At 73.0% G+C, this 15,441-nt stretch carries 7 protein-coding genes, 5 pseudogenes and 2 riboswitches; of the genes and pseudogenes, 6 read left to right on the top strand and 6 right to left on the bottom strand.

Annotation, left to right across the window (positions count from 1 at the left end; genetic code table 11):
* Positions 1-118 precede the first annotated feature (118 nt).
* The gene (locus JNW89_RS10480) at positions 119-634 is read right to left on the bottom strand and encodes a SigE family RNA polymerase sigma factor (protein WP_238448740.1); all 516 of its coding nucleotides are present in this window, start codon (positions 632-634) and stop codon (positions 119-121) included.
* 208 nt (positions 635-842) lie between these two features.
* Positions 843-989: riboswitch (cobalamin riboswitch) on the top strand.
* A gap of 172 nt (positions 990-1,161) precedes the next feature.
* On the opposite strand from JNW89_RS10480, the pseudogene JNW89_RS10475 reads away from it, so the two are divergent.
* From JNW89_RS10475 to JNW89_RS10465, 3 genes and pseudogenes are all read left to right on the top strand, one after another.
* Positions 1,162-3,502 (top strand): annotated as a pseudogene (locus tag JNW89_RS10475) (ribonucleoside-diphosphate reductase subunit alpha).
* A 2-nt stretch (positions 3,503-3,504) separates the two neighbouring features.
* Positions 3,505-4,500: a ribonucleotide-diphosphate reductase subunit beta gene (locus tag JNW89_RS10470; RefSeq protein WP_238448741.1), complete on the top strand. Its 996-nt coding sequence runs from the start codon at positions 3,505-3,507 to the stop codon at positions 4,498-4,500.
* Between the two features lie 19 nt (positions 4,501-4,519).
* Positions 4,520-5,587, top strand: coding sequence for a DNA glycosylase AlkZ-like family protein (locus JNW89_RS10465; RefSeq protein ID WP_238448739.1), 1,068 nt, complete (start codon positions 4,520-4,522; stop codon positions 5,585-5,587).
* A 55-nt stretch (positions 5,588-5,642) separates the two neighbouring features.
* On the opposite strand, the gene bluB is transcribed toward JNW89_RS10465, so the two are convergent.
* On the bottom strand, positions 5,643-6,269 hold the full coding sequence (bluB, locus tag JNW89_RS10460; RefSeq protein WP_238448738.1) for a 5,6-dimethylbenzimidazole synthase: 627 nt from the start codon (positions 6,267-6,269) through the stop codon (positions 5,643-5,645).
* Positions 6,270-6,304: 35 nt separating this feature from the next.
* Positions 6,305-6,503, bottom strand: a riboswitch (cobalamin riboswitch).
* Between the two features lie 173 nt (positions 6,504-6,676).
* On the opposite strand from bluB, the pseudogene JNW89_RS10455 reads away from it, so the two are divergent.
* Positions 6,677-7,436 (top strand): annotated as a pseudogene (locus JNW89_RS10455) (crotonase/enoyl-CoA hydratase family protein).
* On the opposite strand, the pseudogene JNW89_RS10450 reads toward JNW89_RS10455, so the two are convergent.
* Positions 7,429-8,912, bottom strand: a pseudogene (locus tag JNW89_RS10450) (dihydrolipoyl dehydrogenase family protein). The pseudogenes JNW89_RS10455 and JNW89_RS10450 sit on opposite strands and share 8 nt — an antisense overlap.
* A 91-nt stretch (positions 8,913-9,003) precedes the next feature.
* On the opposite strand from JNW89_RS10450, the gene JNW89_RS10445 reads away from it, so the two are divergent.
* Positions 9,004-10,059 (top strand): serine hydrolase, encoded by a 1,056-nt coding sequence (locus tag JNW89_RS10445; protein WP_238448737.1) that lies wholly within the window; start codon positions 9,004-9,006, stop codon positions 10,057-10,059.
* A 274-nt stretch (positions 10,060-10,333) separates the two neighbouring features.
* On the opposite strand, the pseudogene JNW89_RS10440 reads toward JNW89_RS10445, so the two are convergent.
* Positions 10,334-11,120: pseudogene (locus JNW89_RS10440) on the bottom strand (FAD-binding domain-containing protein); the annotation flags it as partial.
* Positions 11,106-12,923 (bottom strand): annotated as a pseudogene (locus tag JNW89_RS10435) (nitrate- and nitrite sensing domain-containing protein); the annotation flags it as partial. The pseudogenes JNW89_RS10440 and JNW89_RS10435, both read right to left, overlap by 15 nt.
* A 435-nt stretch (positions 12,924-13,358) precedes the next feature.
* On the opposite strand from JNW89_RS10435, the gene JNW89_RS10430 reads away from it, so the two are divergent.
* A complete protein-coding gene (locus JNW89_RS10430; protein WP_238448736.1) occupies positions 13,359-14,540 on the top strand; it encodes an ABC transporter substrate-binding protein in 1,182 nt (393 codons plus the stop codon).
* A gap of 126 nt (positions 14,541-14,666) precedes the next feature.
* On the opposite strand, the gene JNW89_RS10425 is transcribed toward JNW89_RS10430, so the two are convergent.
* Positions 14,667-15,441 (bottom strand): ABC transporter permease (locus JNW89_RS10425; protein WP_238448735.1); only part of this gene is annotated, 775 nt, incomplete at its 5' end.

The following is a 15,441-nucleotide window of genomic DNA, read 5'->3' as shown; positions in this document are numbered from 1 at the left end:
GCCGCGGCGATCCGCCGCCGCCGCACCTGCCGGCGCCCGTCGCGTACGGCCCGGTGCAGGTCCACGGCGGACGGCGGGAGCGGTACGTCCCGCAGCGGCGCCAGCAGCTTCTCCTCCATCACATCCCCTCTCCGGTGATCGCGTAGGCGTCCGTGCCGAGCAGCCGGCGCAGGCTGGCCAGGCCGTGCGAGGTCTGACTCTTGACCGTGCCGGCGGTGCAGCCGAGGATGGCGGCCACCTCGTCCACGGGCCGGTCGTGCAGGAAGCGCAGCACCAGCACGGCCCGCTGCCGGGGTGGCACCTGGGCGAGCGCGGCGTGCAGCAGTTCCCGGTCCTCCAGCGCGTCGCCGGTCGGGGCGGCCGCCGGCTCGGGTGGCGTGTCGACCAGGCGGACCCGGGACCAGAGCCGGCGCTTCTCGTCGAGGAAGACCCGGACCAGCACGGTACGCACGTACGCGTCGACGTTGTCCGCCTCGCGGGCCCGCCGCCAGCCGACGTAGAGCCGGGTGACGGCGGTCTGGACCAGATCGTCGCCACGGTGCGCGTCACCGGTCAGGTGGCAGGCGATCCGGCGCAGCGCCGGCAGCCGCGACGTGACGTACTCGACGTACTCCTGTTCCAGGTCCGCCCGCATCCACCCACCCCGTCCGTGAACGTTCACCCCGCTGACGGGGTCGGCCACCGTCCAGGTTGTACGCGGCGCAGATTTTCTCGGCGGCGCGACACGCCCACAGCATATGGTGTGTTGGCTTTTTGCGACCCACTACATCTAGGATCACTTTCACTGCTGGTGCGACCCCCCAGGGTCCGCCAGGCGTCGACGTCCGCCAGGCGTCGCGCCGAACAGGGAACCCGGTGCGAATCCGGGACTGCCCCGCAGCGGTGAGCGGGAACGACCGCCGTCACGAGCACTGGGCCCGACGGGGCCCGGGAAGCGACGGCCAGTAGGCGAACGCGCCGGACGCGTCTGCCCGCGAGTCCGAAGACCTGCCAGCAGGGCGTGCCCACCGGGCGCGCGGACCACCTCGGGGCCTCGTGGGAGGGCCGTCGAGCCGTACGGAGCACCGCCGGCACACCGACCGGCGGCGATCCGGCGTGCCGTCGTGCCCTCCCGCGGTCCACACCGACCACCCAGGAGAGCACGTGACGGCGTCATCCACCATCGCCCCACCCCCGGTCGGGGCACTGCGGGACCAGCTGCACCAGCACCACCACGACCTGCCCGACACCGACCCGGAGCGGATCCTCGCCCTGGTCTCCTCGGGGCGCACCGCCGGCGCGGACACCGACGAGCTGACCGGACTGGCCATCGCGGCGGCGGCCGGGCTCACCGCCGAGGAGCCCGGGTACGCCCGGCTGGCCGCCCGCCTGCTCGCCGGGCGGATCGCCGACGAGACCACCGACCAGGGCATCGACAGCTTCAGCGACAGCGTCGCCGCCGCGTACGCCGAAGGGTTGCTGGACCCGGGCTTCGCCGGCTTCGTCGCGACGCACGCCGCCGCCCTCGACGCGCTGGTCGACCACGCCGGCGACGACGCCTTCGAGTACTTCGGACTGCGCACCCTGCACGACCGCTACCTGCTGCGCCACCCGCGCACCCGGGCGGTGCTGGAACGGCCGCAGCACTTCTGGCTGCGGGTGGCCACCGGCCTGTCCGACACGGTGGAGCAGGCCGGCGAGCTGTACCGGCTGATGTCCCGGCTGGCCTACCTGCCCAGCTCGCCGACGCTGTTCAACGCCGGCGCCCGGCACCAGCAGCTCTCCTCCTGCTTCCTGGTCGACTCGCCCCGCGACGAGCTGGACTCGATCTACGAGCGCTACACGCAGGTGGCCAAGCTGTCCAAGTTCGCCGGTGGGATCGGCATCTCGTGGTCCCGGGTGCGCTCGCGGGGGTCGCTGATCCGGGGCACCAACGGCCGCTCCAACGGCATCGTGCCCTGGCTGCGCACCCTCGACGCCAGCGTGGCGGCGGTCAACCAGGGCGGCCGGCGCAAGGGCGCGGCCTGCGTCTACCTGGACACCTGGCACGCCGACATCGAGGAGTTCCTGGAGCTGAAGGACAACACCGGCGACGAGGCCCGGCGTACGCACAACCTGAACCTGGCCAACTGGGTGCCGGACGAGTTCATGCGCCGCGTCGAGGCGGACGCCGACTGGTCGCTGTTCGACCCGAAGGAGGTGCCGGAGCTGGTCGACCTGTGGGGCGCGGAGTTCGACGCCGCGTACCGGGCGGCGGAGGCCGCCGGCAAGGCGGTACGGACGCTGCCGGCCCGCACCCTGTACGGCCGGATGATGCGCACCCTGGCGCAGACCGGCAACGGCTGGATGACGTTCAAGGACGCGGCGAACCGCACCTGCAACCAGGTGGGCGCGGGCGGCGGCGTGGTGCACCACTCCAACCTCTGCACCGAGATCCTGGAGGTGACCAGCGACGACGAGACGGCGGTCTGCACGCTCGGCTCGGTCAACCTGGCCGCCCACCTGGTCGACGGTGGCATGGACTTCGCCGGGCTCGCCGCGACGGTCCGGCTGGCGGTGGGGGCGCTGGACCGGGCGATCGACCGGAACTGGTTCCCCACCGAGCAGGCGGCCACCGCGCACCGGCGGTGGCGGCCGCTGGGGCTGGGCGTGATGGGGCTGGCCGACGTCTTCGCCGCGCTGCGGCTGCCGTTCGACTCGCCGGGGGCGCTGACCCTGTCCACCCGGATCGCCGAGGAGATCGCCCTGGCCGCGTACGACGCCTCCGCCGACCTGGCGGCGGAGCGCGGCGCGCACCCGGCGTACCCGCTGACCCGGGCGGCCGGCGGGGTGCTGCACCCGGACCACTGGCCGGACGCGACCGAGCCGACCGGAGGCGTGGGCGGCGCTGCGGGAGAAGGTGGCCCGGCACGGGCTGCGCAACTCGCTGCTGGTGGCGATCGCGCCGACGGCCACCATCGCCTCGATCGCCGGCTGCGCCGAGTGCGTCGAGCCGCTGGTCTCCAACGTCTTCAAGCGGGAGACCCTTTCCGGGGAGTTCCTCCAGGTCAACCGGCATCTGGTCGCCGACCTGAAGCGGTTGGGCCAGTGGACCCCGCAGACCCGGGACGCGATCAAGCGGGCGGACGGCTCGGTGCAGGAGCTGGACCTGCCGGCGGAGCTGAAGGCGCTGCACCGCACCGCCTGGGAGCTGCCGCAGAAGGCGCTGATCGACCTGGCCGCCGCCCGCGCGCCGTACGTGGACCAGTCGCAGTCGCTCAACCTGTTCCAGGCCAGCCCGACCATCGGCCGGCTCTCCTCCATGTACGCGTACGCCTGGCGGGCCGGCCTGAAGACCACCTACTACCTGCGGTCCCGCCCGGCGACCCGGATCGCGCAGACCACCGTCGCCGCCGCACCGGCCGCCACACCCGTGCCCGCGCCGCGACCGGCGGCGCCGGCCCTGCTCACCCTGTCCGTCGGCGAGAGCGACGCGGTCGCCTGCTCGCTGGAGAACCCCGAGATCTGCGAGGCCTGCCAGTGACGATGCTGCTCGACCCCGGCATGGACCTGACCCTGCGACCGATGCGCTACCCGGACTTCTACGAGCGGTTCCGGGCCGCCATCCGCAACACCTGGACGGTGGAGGAGGTGGACCTCGCCTCCGACGTACCCGATCTGGCCACGCTCTCCGCCGGCGAGCGGCACCTGGTCCACCGCCTGGTGGCGTTCTTCGCCACCGGCGACTCGATCGTGGCGAACAACCTGGTGCTCAACCTGTACCAGCACGTCAACGCGCCCGAGGCTCGCCTCTACCTCTCCCGCCAGCTCTACGAGGAGGCGGTGCACGTCCAGTTCTACCTGACCCTGCTCGACACCTACCTGCCCGACCACGACGAGCGGGCGAAGGCGTTCGCGGCGGTCGAGCACATCCCGTCGATCCGCGACAAGGCGGAGTTCTGCTTCCGCTGGATCGACTCGATCGGCGGCCTGCACCGGCTGGAGAGCCGGGCGGAGCGGCGGGCGTTCCTGCTCAACCTGATCTGCTTCGCGGCGTGCGTGGAGGGACTGTTCTTCTACGGCGCCTTCGCCTACGTCTACTGGTTGCGCTCGCGTGGGCTGCTCTCGGGGCTGGCCACCGGCACCAACTGGGTGTTCCGCGACGAGTCGATGCACATGGAGTTCGCCTTCTCGGTGGTCGACACCGTCCGCGCCGAGGAGCCGTCGCTGTTCGACGAGGCGATGGCGGATGAGGTGCGGACCATGCTGGACGAGGCGGTGACGGCCGAGCTGGCCTTCGCCCGGGACCTCTGCGGCGACGGTCTGCCGGGCATGAACACCGCCGACATGCGCCGCTACCTGGAGTACGTGGCCGACGCGCGGCTCGCCCGGCTCGGTCTGCCACCCGCGTACGGGTCGACGAACCCGTTCCCGTTCATGGAGTTGCAGGACGTGCAGGAGCTGACCAACTTCTTCGAGCGGCGGGTGTCCGCGTACCAGGTGGCGGTCGGCGGTGAGGTCAGCCTGGACGACGACTTCTGAGGGCGCATAGCCTCGGCCCATGCCTGTCCATCAGCTCGATCGGGTCGACGCCCGGCGGATCGCGGTGCGCGCCCAACTGCTGGACGCGCACCGCCCGCCGGACCTGCTGACCGTGGTCAACAGGTTGATGTTCCTGCAACTGGATCCGACGGCCGCCGTGGCGCCCAGCGCCGACCTCGTCGCGTGGACGCGGCTGGGTGCCGGGTACCGGCCGGAGGACCTGCGACAGGCGGTGGAGCGGGACCGCACCCTGTTCGAGCACCAGGCCATGGTGTGGCCGACGGCGGACCTCGGGCTGCACCTCGCCGAGATGGCGGCGTGGCCGCCGGAGGGCTCGCGCAAGCACGCCTGGCTGGCGGCGAACGCCACGTTCCACCGGTTCGTGCTCGACCTGCTGCGCGACTCCGGCCCGCTGCTGTCCCGGGACGTGCCGGACCGCAGCGTGGTGCCGTGGCCGTCCACCGGTTGGACGAACAACCGCAACGTCACCCAGTTGCTGGAGATCCTCGCCGCCCGGGGCGAGATCGCCGTCTTCGACCGGGTCGGCCGGCAACGCCGGTGGGACCTGGCCGAGCGGGTGTACCCGGCCGGCACGACGGCGATCCCGGCGGACGAGGCCCGGCGGACGCGTGCTGAGCGGCGGTTGCGTTCGCTGGGCATCGCCCGGGCGTCGGTCGTCGGGGAGGCCGGCGAACCGGCGCAGGTCGAGGGCACTGCCGGGGAGTGGCGGGTGGACCCGGCAGCCCTCGGCCAGCCGTTCGCCGGCCGCACCGCGCTGCTGTCGCCGTTCGACCGGCTGATCCACGACCGGAAGCGAACCCGGGAGCTCTTCGACTTCGAGTACGCCCTGGAGATGTACCTGCCGAAGGCGAAGCGCCGCTGGGGCTACTTCGCGCTGCCCGTGCTGCGCCACGACCGACTCGTCGGCAAGGTGGACGCCACGGCCGACCACCGGGCCGGGGCCCTGCGGGTGCACGCCATCCACCAGGACGTCCCGTTCGACCCGGCCGTCACCGCGGCGGTGGACGCCGAGTTGGCGGCCCTGGCCTCCTGGCTCAGCCTGCCCACGGTCACCCACGCCCCGTAGCCCGCCGGCCCAGGCTGCGGAGAGCCGACGGGACAGCCTCGCGGCTGGCCCCGGCTCAGTGGCCGCCCGTCCACCGGTCGGTGTGCAGGGCGTCGGCCAACGGGCGCTTCTGCCGCCAGCCGTGCCGGGCCAGGTCGGGCACCTCCTCGAGGTGCGTCACCGGTCCGACGCAGAGCCAGGCCACCGGCCGGATGCCGGCGGGAATGCCCAGCAGGTCGGCCAGGAACGGCTCCCGGTAGAAGGAGACCCAGCCGACGCCGAGGCCCTCGGCGGTGGCGGCCAGCCAGAGGTTCTGGATGGCCAGGCAGACCGAGTAGAGGCCGGCGTCGGCGATGGCGTGCCGGCCCAGCACGGCCGGTCCGCCCCGCGACGGGTCGTAGGTCACCACGATCGACAGGGTCGACTCCAACACACCGTCGATCTTGATGCGGGCGAACCGTGCTGCCGCCTCGTCGGACAGGGTGGCCGCGAAGGTGTCCCGTTCCGTCCGCACGTGCTCGTGGAAGCGGCGGCGCAGTCCGGCGTCCCGGACCAGGACGAAGTCCCACGGCTGCGAGTAGCCGACGCTGGGCGCGGCGTGCGCGGCGTCGAGGACGCGGTGCAGGGTGTCGTCCGGCACCGGTGCCCCGGTGAACTCGGCCCGGACGTCCCGGCGACGGTGGATGGCGGTGTAGAGGTCCACGGCAGGCTCCCGCTGCGCAAGGCCCACCCCGAACGGGTGGGCGGTCGACGCGAGGCCGGTCTTCGGACTCCCGGATCGACGCCTGGCCGCCCGCCTTCCCAGCCGTACGGCCAGTGGCTGCGCTCTCGCGCGTGGACGGCGGCTCCCCGGTCACCGCGGCGGGCCCGTGCCGGATTTGCACCGGCTTCCCGATTCTCCCCGCGCACGCGGGGCACCTCGCATGATCGTTGCCGTCGGCGATGCTAGCGGCTCGGCCGGGCGGAACGGGCATGCGCACCCGGGTTGCCGCACCCCAGAGTGACGGACTCCCGGGTCGATCCGACCGCCGGGGAGACACACCACCGCGGGTGGAGAACCTGGCCGGCACGCCCTGGCGTGCCGGCGCCGCCGGGCGGCATGCTGTGCCGATGGCCGTACACGTCACGCACGACGGACCGGTGACCACGGTGATCCTCGACCGGGCGGCGTCGCGCAACGCCGTCGACGGCCCCACCGCGCGGGCGTCGCCGACGCGTTCCGCGCCTTCGAGGCCGACCCGGAGGCCCGGGTGGCGGTGCTCTGGGGTGCCGGCGGCACGTTCTGCTCCGGCGCCGACCTGAAGGCGATCGGTACGCCCAGCGGCAACCGGGTCGAGCCGGACGGCGACGGCCCGATGGGTCCGACCCGGATGTCGCTGTCCAAGCCGGTCGTCGCGCGATCTCCGGGTACGCCGTGGCGGGCGGCCTGGAGCTGGCGCTCTGGTGCGACCTGCGGGTCGCCGAGTCCGACGCGGTGCTCGGGGTGTTCTGCCGGCGCTGGGGCGTACCACTGATCGACGGCGGGACGGTCCGGCTGCCGAGGTTGATCGGGGAGAGCCGGGCGATGGACCTGATCCTCACCGGCCGCCCGGTGCCCGCCGAGGAGGCGTACGCGATGGGGCTGGTCAACCGGCTGGTCCCGCCGGGTGAGGCGCGGGCGGAGGCCGAACGGCTGGCCGCCGAGATCGCCCGCCACCCGCAGACCTGCCTGCGCAACGACCGCGCGTCGGTGCTCGGAACCGCCGGCCTGACCGAGCCGGAGGCGCTCGCCACCGAGCTGGCGTACGGCATGCGGTCGCTGGAGACGGACGCGGCGGCCGGCGCGGCCCGGTTCGCCGCCGGCGCCGGCCGCCACGGCGCCGTCAGCTGAGGTCGCGCAGGGCGTCCTCGATCGCCCGGTGGAAGGTCGGGTACGCGTAGATCATGTGCCGGAGGTGGCTCAACGGCACCGCCGCGTGCACCGCCACCACCAGCGCCGACAGCACCTCGCCGCCGGCCGGGCCGACAGAGGTGGCGCCGACCAGCACGCCCTGGTCGCGTCCGCGACGAGCTTGATGAAGCCGTCGTTGCCGGCCTTGTGGATCCACCCCCGGGCGGACGACGACAGCTGGGCGAAGCCGACCTGCACGTTGATGCCGCGCTGGCGGGCCTGGTGCTCGGTGAGGCCGACCGCGCCGACCTCCGGGTCGGTGAAGGTGACCCGGGGCAGCGCCCGGTAGTCGGCGCGGGGCAGGGTACCGGCCGAGCTGCCCGGCCCGGTCGCGGTCATCGCGCCGCCGACCGCGCTGGCCGCGCCCATCGCACCGCCCACCACGCTGGCCGTTCCGCTCGGGTCGGGGCCACCGTGGGCGCGCCGGCTGTGGTCGAGCACGTCGGCGATGACGATCGCCGCCTGGTACATCGCGATGTGGGTGAAGGCGCCCTCACCGGTGACGTCGCCGACCGCCCAGACGCCGTCGGTCACCCGCATCTGCCCGTCGACCGGCAGGTACCGCTGCCCAGCGTCCACGCCGATCGTGTCCAGGCCCAGCTCCTCCAGGTGCGCCCGGCGTCCGGTAACCACCAGCAGCCGCTCCGCGCGGAACGCGTCGCCGCCGCCGTGCACGGTGAAGGTGGCACCGTCGTGGCTGACCCGTTCGGCCTTGACGCCGGTGTGGATCTCCACCCCGTCGGCGCGCAGCGCCTTCTCGGCCACCTCGGAGGACTCGGGCTCCTCGACCGCGAGGACCCGGTCCGCCGCCTCGACCACCGTCACCCGTACGCCGAACCGGGCGAACACCTGCGCCAGCTCCAGCCCGATCGCGCCGCCGCCGAGCACCAGCAGCGATTCGGGCAGCTCCTCGACCTCGATCGCCTGGTGGTTGGTCCAGTACGGCGTGTCGGCCAGCCCGTCGATCGGCGGCACGGAGGGCCGGGTGCCGGTGCCGAGAACGATCCCGTGCCGGGCCTGGATGACCTGGTCGCCGACGCGTACCCGGCCGGGGCCGTCGAGCCGGCCGCTGCCGCGCACGAACCGCCCACCCTTGCCGGTGAACCGGTCGACCGCCACCGTGTCGTCCCAGGTGTCGGTGGCCTCCTCGCGGATCCGCTTGGCCACCGGCGCCCAGTCCGGCTGCACCTGGGCCGAACCGGCCAGCTCGTTGACCCGCCGCGCCTCGGCGAGCGCGTTGGCCGCCCTGATCATCATCTTGCTGGGAATGCACCCCCAGTACGGGCACTCCCCGCCGACCAGGTCCCGTTCGATGCCGACGACGCTCAGGCCGGCCTCGGCGAGCCGCCCGGCCACCTCCTCGCCGCCGACGCCCAACCCGACCACGACCACGTCCACCACTTCCGGCTCCGCCATGCCGTCAGCATTCCCCAGCCACCGGACGCCGGCCAGCGACCGCACCAGAATTCCCGCGCCCGTAATCATTCCTACCGCCTACGGTGGCCGCATGCCCGATCGCTTCGCCCCCGTCCGCGACTGCTTCCACGAGCTGCTGGCCACCGGCCGGGAGACCAGCGCGGGCCTGACCATCTGGTACGACGGCCACCCGGTGGTCGACCTGGGTGCCGACAGCCGCGGGGCGTGGCGGCCGGACACGCTGGTGAACGTCTACTCGGTCGGCAAGCCGGTCGCGGCGCTCTGCCTGCTGCTGCTCGTCGACCGGGGTCGGCTCGACCTCGACGACCCGGTGGCGGCCCACTGGCCCGGATTCCGCACTCCCGCCACGGTCCGCCAGGTGCTGAGCCACACCGCCGGCCTGCCGACCTTCCCGGTGGCCCGGCCCGCCGAGGCGGTCGCCGACTGGGAGCTGCTCTGCGCCGACCTGGCCGCCGCCGACCCGGAGTGGGAGCCGGGCAGCGTCGCGGGCGAGCACGCCTGGACGTACGGGCACCTGGTGGGCGAGCTGGTCCGTCGGGTCGACGGGCGGTCGGTGGGGCGGTTCCTGGCCGGAGAGATCGCCGACCCGTGGCGTCTCGACCTGGGCTTCGGCCTCGGGGCGGCGGACCAGCGGCGGTGCGCGGACCTGTCGTACGGCGATCCGGCCTGGCCGGTGCGGATGCTGGGTGAGCCGGGGTCGCTGCGGGCCCGGGCGCTGAGCAACCCACCCGGCGGCCTCGACCTGGCGATGGTCAACAGCCCGCTCTGGCGCGGCGCGCAGGTCCCGGCGGTCAACCTGCACGCCACGGCGTCCGCGCTGGCCCGGCTCTACGCGGGCCTGGCCGCCGACGGCACCCTCGACGGGGTACGCCTGTTCAGCCCCGAGCTGGTCGCCGAGGCCACCCGGATCCAGTACGACGGCCCGGACCTGGTGCTCGATCGCCGGGCCTGCTGGACGCTGGGGATGCAGCGCGAGCCGGACGGGAGCTGGGGCATGGGCGGGATCGGTGGCAGCAGCGCCTGGGCCGACCCGGAGCGGGGCTACGTCTTCGCCTACGCCACGGCGCACCTGGCCGACCACGACCGGGTGGACGAGCTGGTCGAGGTGCTCCACTCCTGCCTCTGACCTCGACGGCACCGTGACCCTGAGTCACGCGGGCCGGATCCCACGCACGGTGACGGCCAGGATCGCCCCGCCCCACCCCCTCAACCGCTCTGCTCTGCTGCCACCACGGCGACACCTGGATTGAGCAGGGCAGTCAGCCGGGGCGCCTCGGCGGCGTGACCCCCCCCGACCGTCACAGAGGGTTGCTGGCGCGGGAGTGGCAGCAGAGCAAAGCGTCCGAACAGGGTGCTCGGAGCAGGCGGCAGGCTCACGGTGGGCATACCCTCCGCGCCCGTCACCGCAGCCAGACCGGGTCGGCGCCGGGCACCTCCAGCGGCGGCGGATAGTCCAGCTTCCGGCGTACGTCGTCGGGGAGCCGCCACGGCTGGTGCACCGCCTTCCCCGCCACCGACGCCAGTTCGGGGATCCACCGCCGGACGTACCCGCCGTCGGGGTCGTACCGTTCGGCCTGGCGGACCGGGTTGAGGCTCCGGTACGGCCGGCTGTCGTTGCCGGTGCCGGCCACCCACTGCCAGTTGCCGGAGTTGTTGGCCACGTCCCCGTCCAGCAGCCAGCGGAAGAAGACGGCCACGCCGGGCCGCCAGTCCAGCCCGAGCACCTTCGTCAGGTAGCCGGCGGTGATCAGCCGGGCCCGGTTGTGCATCCAGCCCTCGGCGCGCATCTGCCGCATCCCGGCGTCGACGATCGGCATCCCGGTGCGCCCCTCGGTCCAGGCGGCGAGCGCGTCCGCGTCGTACCGCCAGTCCTCGGTGGCGCCGTGCCGGTAGGCGCTGGTGGAGATGTCCGGGAAGGCGGCGGTGACCTGGTAGTAGAAGTCCCGCCAGCAGAGCTGCCGGACGAACGGCCCCTCGGCGCCGCCGGCCCGGTTCGCCACGGCCAGCGGCGACAGGCAGCCGAACCGCAGGTACGGGCTGAGTCGCGAGGTCTCGTCGCCGGCCATGTCGTCGTGGATGTCGTCGTACCGGTCGAGGGTGGACAGCCACTGCGTCAGCCGGCGCTGCCCGACGCGCTCGCGCGACGGCGGCTCCCGCCGACTCACCCTTCGGCGGCGCGGCCAGCCGGCGGTTGAGCGAGTCGAGCTGCTCGTCGGTGAGGCCCAGTCCCCGGTCCTCGATCTGGATCAGCACGTAGTCGCGGATCCGGCGGCCGTCGGCGACCACCGTGGTGGTCGGCGGCGAGAAGCGGGTGGCGTTGTCGAGCAGTTCGGCGACCAGGCGGACCACGTCGTTGACGGCGTGGGCGGAGACCGAGATGTCGGTGTCGACGGTGCCGAACTCGATGCGGTTGTAGAGCTCGACCTCGGACTGGGCGGCCCGCAGGACGTCGACCAGCAGCGCGTCCTCGCGGCGGGGCACCGCGGAGTCGGCGCCGGCCAGGACGAGCAGGTTCTCGTCGTTGCGGCGCATCCGGGTGGCCAGGTGGTCGAGCTCGAAGAGCTGGGCGAGGCGCTTCGGGTCCTCCTCGCTGCGCTCGATCGCGTCCAGCTCGCCGATCATCCGGTCGACCAGCGTCTGACTGCGCCGAGCCAGGTTGAGGAACATCGCCGAGACGCTGGTACGCAGGGCGGCCTGTTCGGCGGCGACGCGGACCGCCTCGCGGTGCACGACGTTGAAGGCCAGCGCCACCTGGCCGACCTCGTCGCGGTTGCGCAACCGGATCGGGTCGCGGACCTGGCGCACGATCTCGTCCACGCCGCCCTCGCCGACGCTGCCCATGTTCTGCAGCCGCCGCACCGCGTCCGGCAGGTCGTGGTTGGCCACCGACAGCGCGCCCTCGCGCAGTCGCCGCAGCGAGTGGTTGAGCGAGCGGGCCAGCACCACGGCGAGCGACACGGCGATGATCAGGGTGAGCAGCACCAGCGCCGACTCGATCACGGCCTGCCGGATGACGTCGCTGCGGGCCTGCTCGGCCCGGTCGAGCAGGCGGTCCTGGAGCTGGATCTCGGCCCACCGCATCAGGTCGTTGACCGAGCCGATCGAGGCGCTCGCGTCGGCCGCGCTGACCAGTGGCTGCTGCCCCACCGAGCGGGTGATGTCGGCGGCCACCCGGTCGGCGAGGCCGACCGCGTCGCCGGAGACGGTGCCCTCGACCAGGGCCCGCTGGTCCGGGTCGGCGGCCAGGGAGAAGGAGACCAGCGCCTCCTGCTGGCCGGTCAGCGTGGTGACGAAGGCGGAGAACTGCTCCTCGTCGATCCGGCCGGCGCTGAGGGCGGTGTAGGCGACCGCCTCCTCCTCGGCGACGGCCGCCTTGGCGCGGCTGAACGCGGCCACCGCGCGGCGGGCGTCGGCGAGGCTCTCCTGCCCGGGGAGCTGGGCCAGGGCGTCGCCGTACGAGACGAGGTCGGTCAGGACGATGCCGTAGCGCAGGGTGGCCTCGGCCACCGGCATCTGCCGACGGTCGAGCACCTCCTGGCGGGTGCCGTTGAGCGTCTCCAGGTGATCGTCGATGACCTTGAGCCGGTCGCGGACGGCCGACGGGACCTCGCCGATCCTGCCGCGCTCGGCGCGGTACTCCGCGATCCGCTGGTCGGTGGCGCGGACCCGCAGGTTGTAGTCGTCGGCCTTCTGCTGCGGCGCGGCCAGGTAGCCGGCCGCCGCCATCCGTTCCTTGTGCAGGTCCTGGGTGAGTGCGGAGACGTCGACGGAGAGCGCGGTCAGCGACCGGATCCGGGTGGCGTCGTACGCGCCCTCACCGGTGGAGATGAGTCGGATAGTTGCCAGAGCAATGACCGCGGCGACCGGCACCACCAGAATGAGGGCGAGTTTGGAGCGGATCCGCGCGTCCCTCAGTCGGGGCAGCCGCCGCCCCCGGTCGCGCTGGGCGGCGTCGCCGATTTCGGGCAGGGTCGTCGGTCCGGTGCTCACGACATCGCCTCCGTCGTATCTTCCACGCCTGACCCGCCGACCCGTGCCTGGTGCAGCGGAGAGCGCCACGCGCGGCACGGCCGCGATTTCATCAGAGAAGATCGCGTTTGGGAAGCCGCAGTGAGGCAGGAAACGGTCAACCGACGGCCCCGTCACCTTTTGGCCTCATTGTCGCCCACGCTCTGAACAGGCATTGTCACTCCAGAGTGGCCGATCGCCTCTCCGGAGTGAGCGTCGGTAAATATCTGATGACCCCAACATGTGGGAAAGCCGTCCCGAAACCACTCCGGGCTTCCGCGCTTGACCGCGGGGCCCGGCATTGGCAAGGTTTTGCAGGCTTCGCGCACACCGTACGGCAGACAATCCCGTATCTCCACTGAGGACGGGCTAGCGGCGGTGACCGGGCAGCGCCCGCGCCGCACCTGGAGGACTGAGTTGAGCCCCATCCGCTCCGCGACCATCGTGGCGCTCGCATCGGCCGTACTGGCCACCACGCTCACCGGCTGTTCGTTCGGGGCGGGGCAGGAGGACACCGGCCCCATCGTCATCGCCGCGGACCTCGAACTCTCCGGCGCGGCGGCCCCGGTCGGCAAGGCGTACCAGCGCGCACTGGAACTGAAGATCGAGCAGTTGAACACGTCCGGCGCCCTGGGCAGCCGGAAGATCCGGCTCGAGGTGAAGGACAACCGTTCCGACGCCAGTGAGTCACTGCGGAACATCACCGACTTCAGCGGCGATTCCAAGGTCAGCGCGATCATCATGGGCGGTTGCAACGAATGCGCCGTCGGCGCCGTACTCGCCATCAACGAGAAGAAGATCCCGACCATCGCGCTCGCGCCGTCCAGCGCGATCTCCAACCCGGTCGCCGACCGGCGGTACGTCTTCAAACTGGCCCCCAACGCCGCCGACAGCGCCGCGGCGCTCACCACGGAACTGCGCCGAAAGGGCATCCGTAAGGTCGCCGTGCTGCACAGCGACGACGACTACGGCCGGGAGGGCCTGACCGCGCTGCGCGGCGAGTTCGACAAGGCCAGGATCCGGCTGGTCCGCAACGAGGCGGTGCGCGCCACCGACACCGACGTCAGCCAGCCGGTCCGCCTGCTCACCTCCGGCGAGGCGCAGGCGCTGCTGCTCTGGACCCCGCCGGAGCAGGCCTCCCTCGCCGCGACCAGCGCGCAGGAGGCGGGCTTCTCCGGGTCGCTCTTCCTCGACGCGGCCGCCGCCGGCGACCTCTTCCTCGGCAACGCCGCCCGGTCCACCGAGCGGGCCACCCTGATCTTCACCCAGACCATGGTGATCGACGACGTCATCGCCACCACCCCGGCCAAGGCGGCCCGGCGGCAGTGGTTCCAGGACTACACGGCCCGGTTCGGGGGCTACAACGGCTTCTCCTCCTTCGCCGCCGACGCCGTCCAGCTGATCGCCGACGCCGCGCTGCGGGCCGGCGGCCCGGCCGACCAGGTCAACCGGGACGGCATCCGGGACGTGCTGGAGACGTCCCAGATGGACGGGCTGTCCGGGCCGATCCGGATGACGCCGGACAACCACTCGGGGCTGATGCCCCAGGCGCTGACGACGCTGGTCGCCCGGGGTGGGCGCTGGCGGCTGGCCGGCTGAGGCGAGGTGTGGCCCGTCCCCGGCTCCGGGCGGTCCGGCTTGATCCCTGCGCCGGGGACGGTGGGCCACACCTCGGGCGATCTCGCAACTCCAACGGTTGACGTCGAGGTCAACGGTCGACGTGGGTCAGCGGGCGCTGGTGGTGGCGCGTACCCAGGGCAGGGCGAGGCGCTCGACCAGGGAGAGGGCGGCGTAGAGCAGGATGCTCATCGCCGCGATGAGCACGATCGCCGCCCAGGCGGTGGCGGTGTCCCCGATGCCGTTGTACTGCAGGATCTGGTAGCCGAGGCCCGGCTTGTCGGAGTAGAACTCGCCGATCACGGCGCCGATGGCGGCCAGCGGCATCGCCACCTTCAGCCCGACGAAGATCTGCGGCAGCGCGGCCGGGAAGCGCACCTTCCGGAACGCCTGCCACCACGAGGCGTTCAGCGACCGGGCCAGCTCGGCCAGGTCCGCCGGGGTGGTGGTGAGCCCGGTCGCGGTGGACAGCACGATCGGGAAGAAGCAGAGCAGGAAGACCATCGTCAGGATCGGTTTCTCGCCCCAGCCGACCGAGACCACCAGCAGCGGCCCCAGGGCGATCTTCGGCACCGCGTTGATCGCCACCAGCAGCGGCGCGAACATCCGCTCGGCCCGCCGGGAGGCGGCCAGCGCCATCCCGATCAGCACCCCGGCGGCGGCGGAGAGCACGAAGCCCAGCAGCGTCATCAGCGTGGTGATCCCCAGCGCCGGCAGCAGCACGTCGGCCGCCGCGGTCAGCGCCGCCCAGACGTCCTGCGGCGGCGGCAGGGACGCCGGATGGACCAGCTTCAACCCCGAGGTGACCAGCCACCAGACGGTCACCGCGATCACCAGGCCGAGCAGCGGCAGGCCGACCGTCGCCGGGCGTACCCCCGGGCGC

The organism is Micromonospora sp. 4G55 (assembly GCF_016803375.1).
This window is presented reverse-complemented; position numbering and strand designations above follow the sequence as displayed.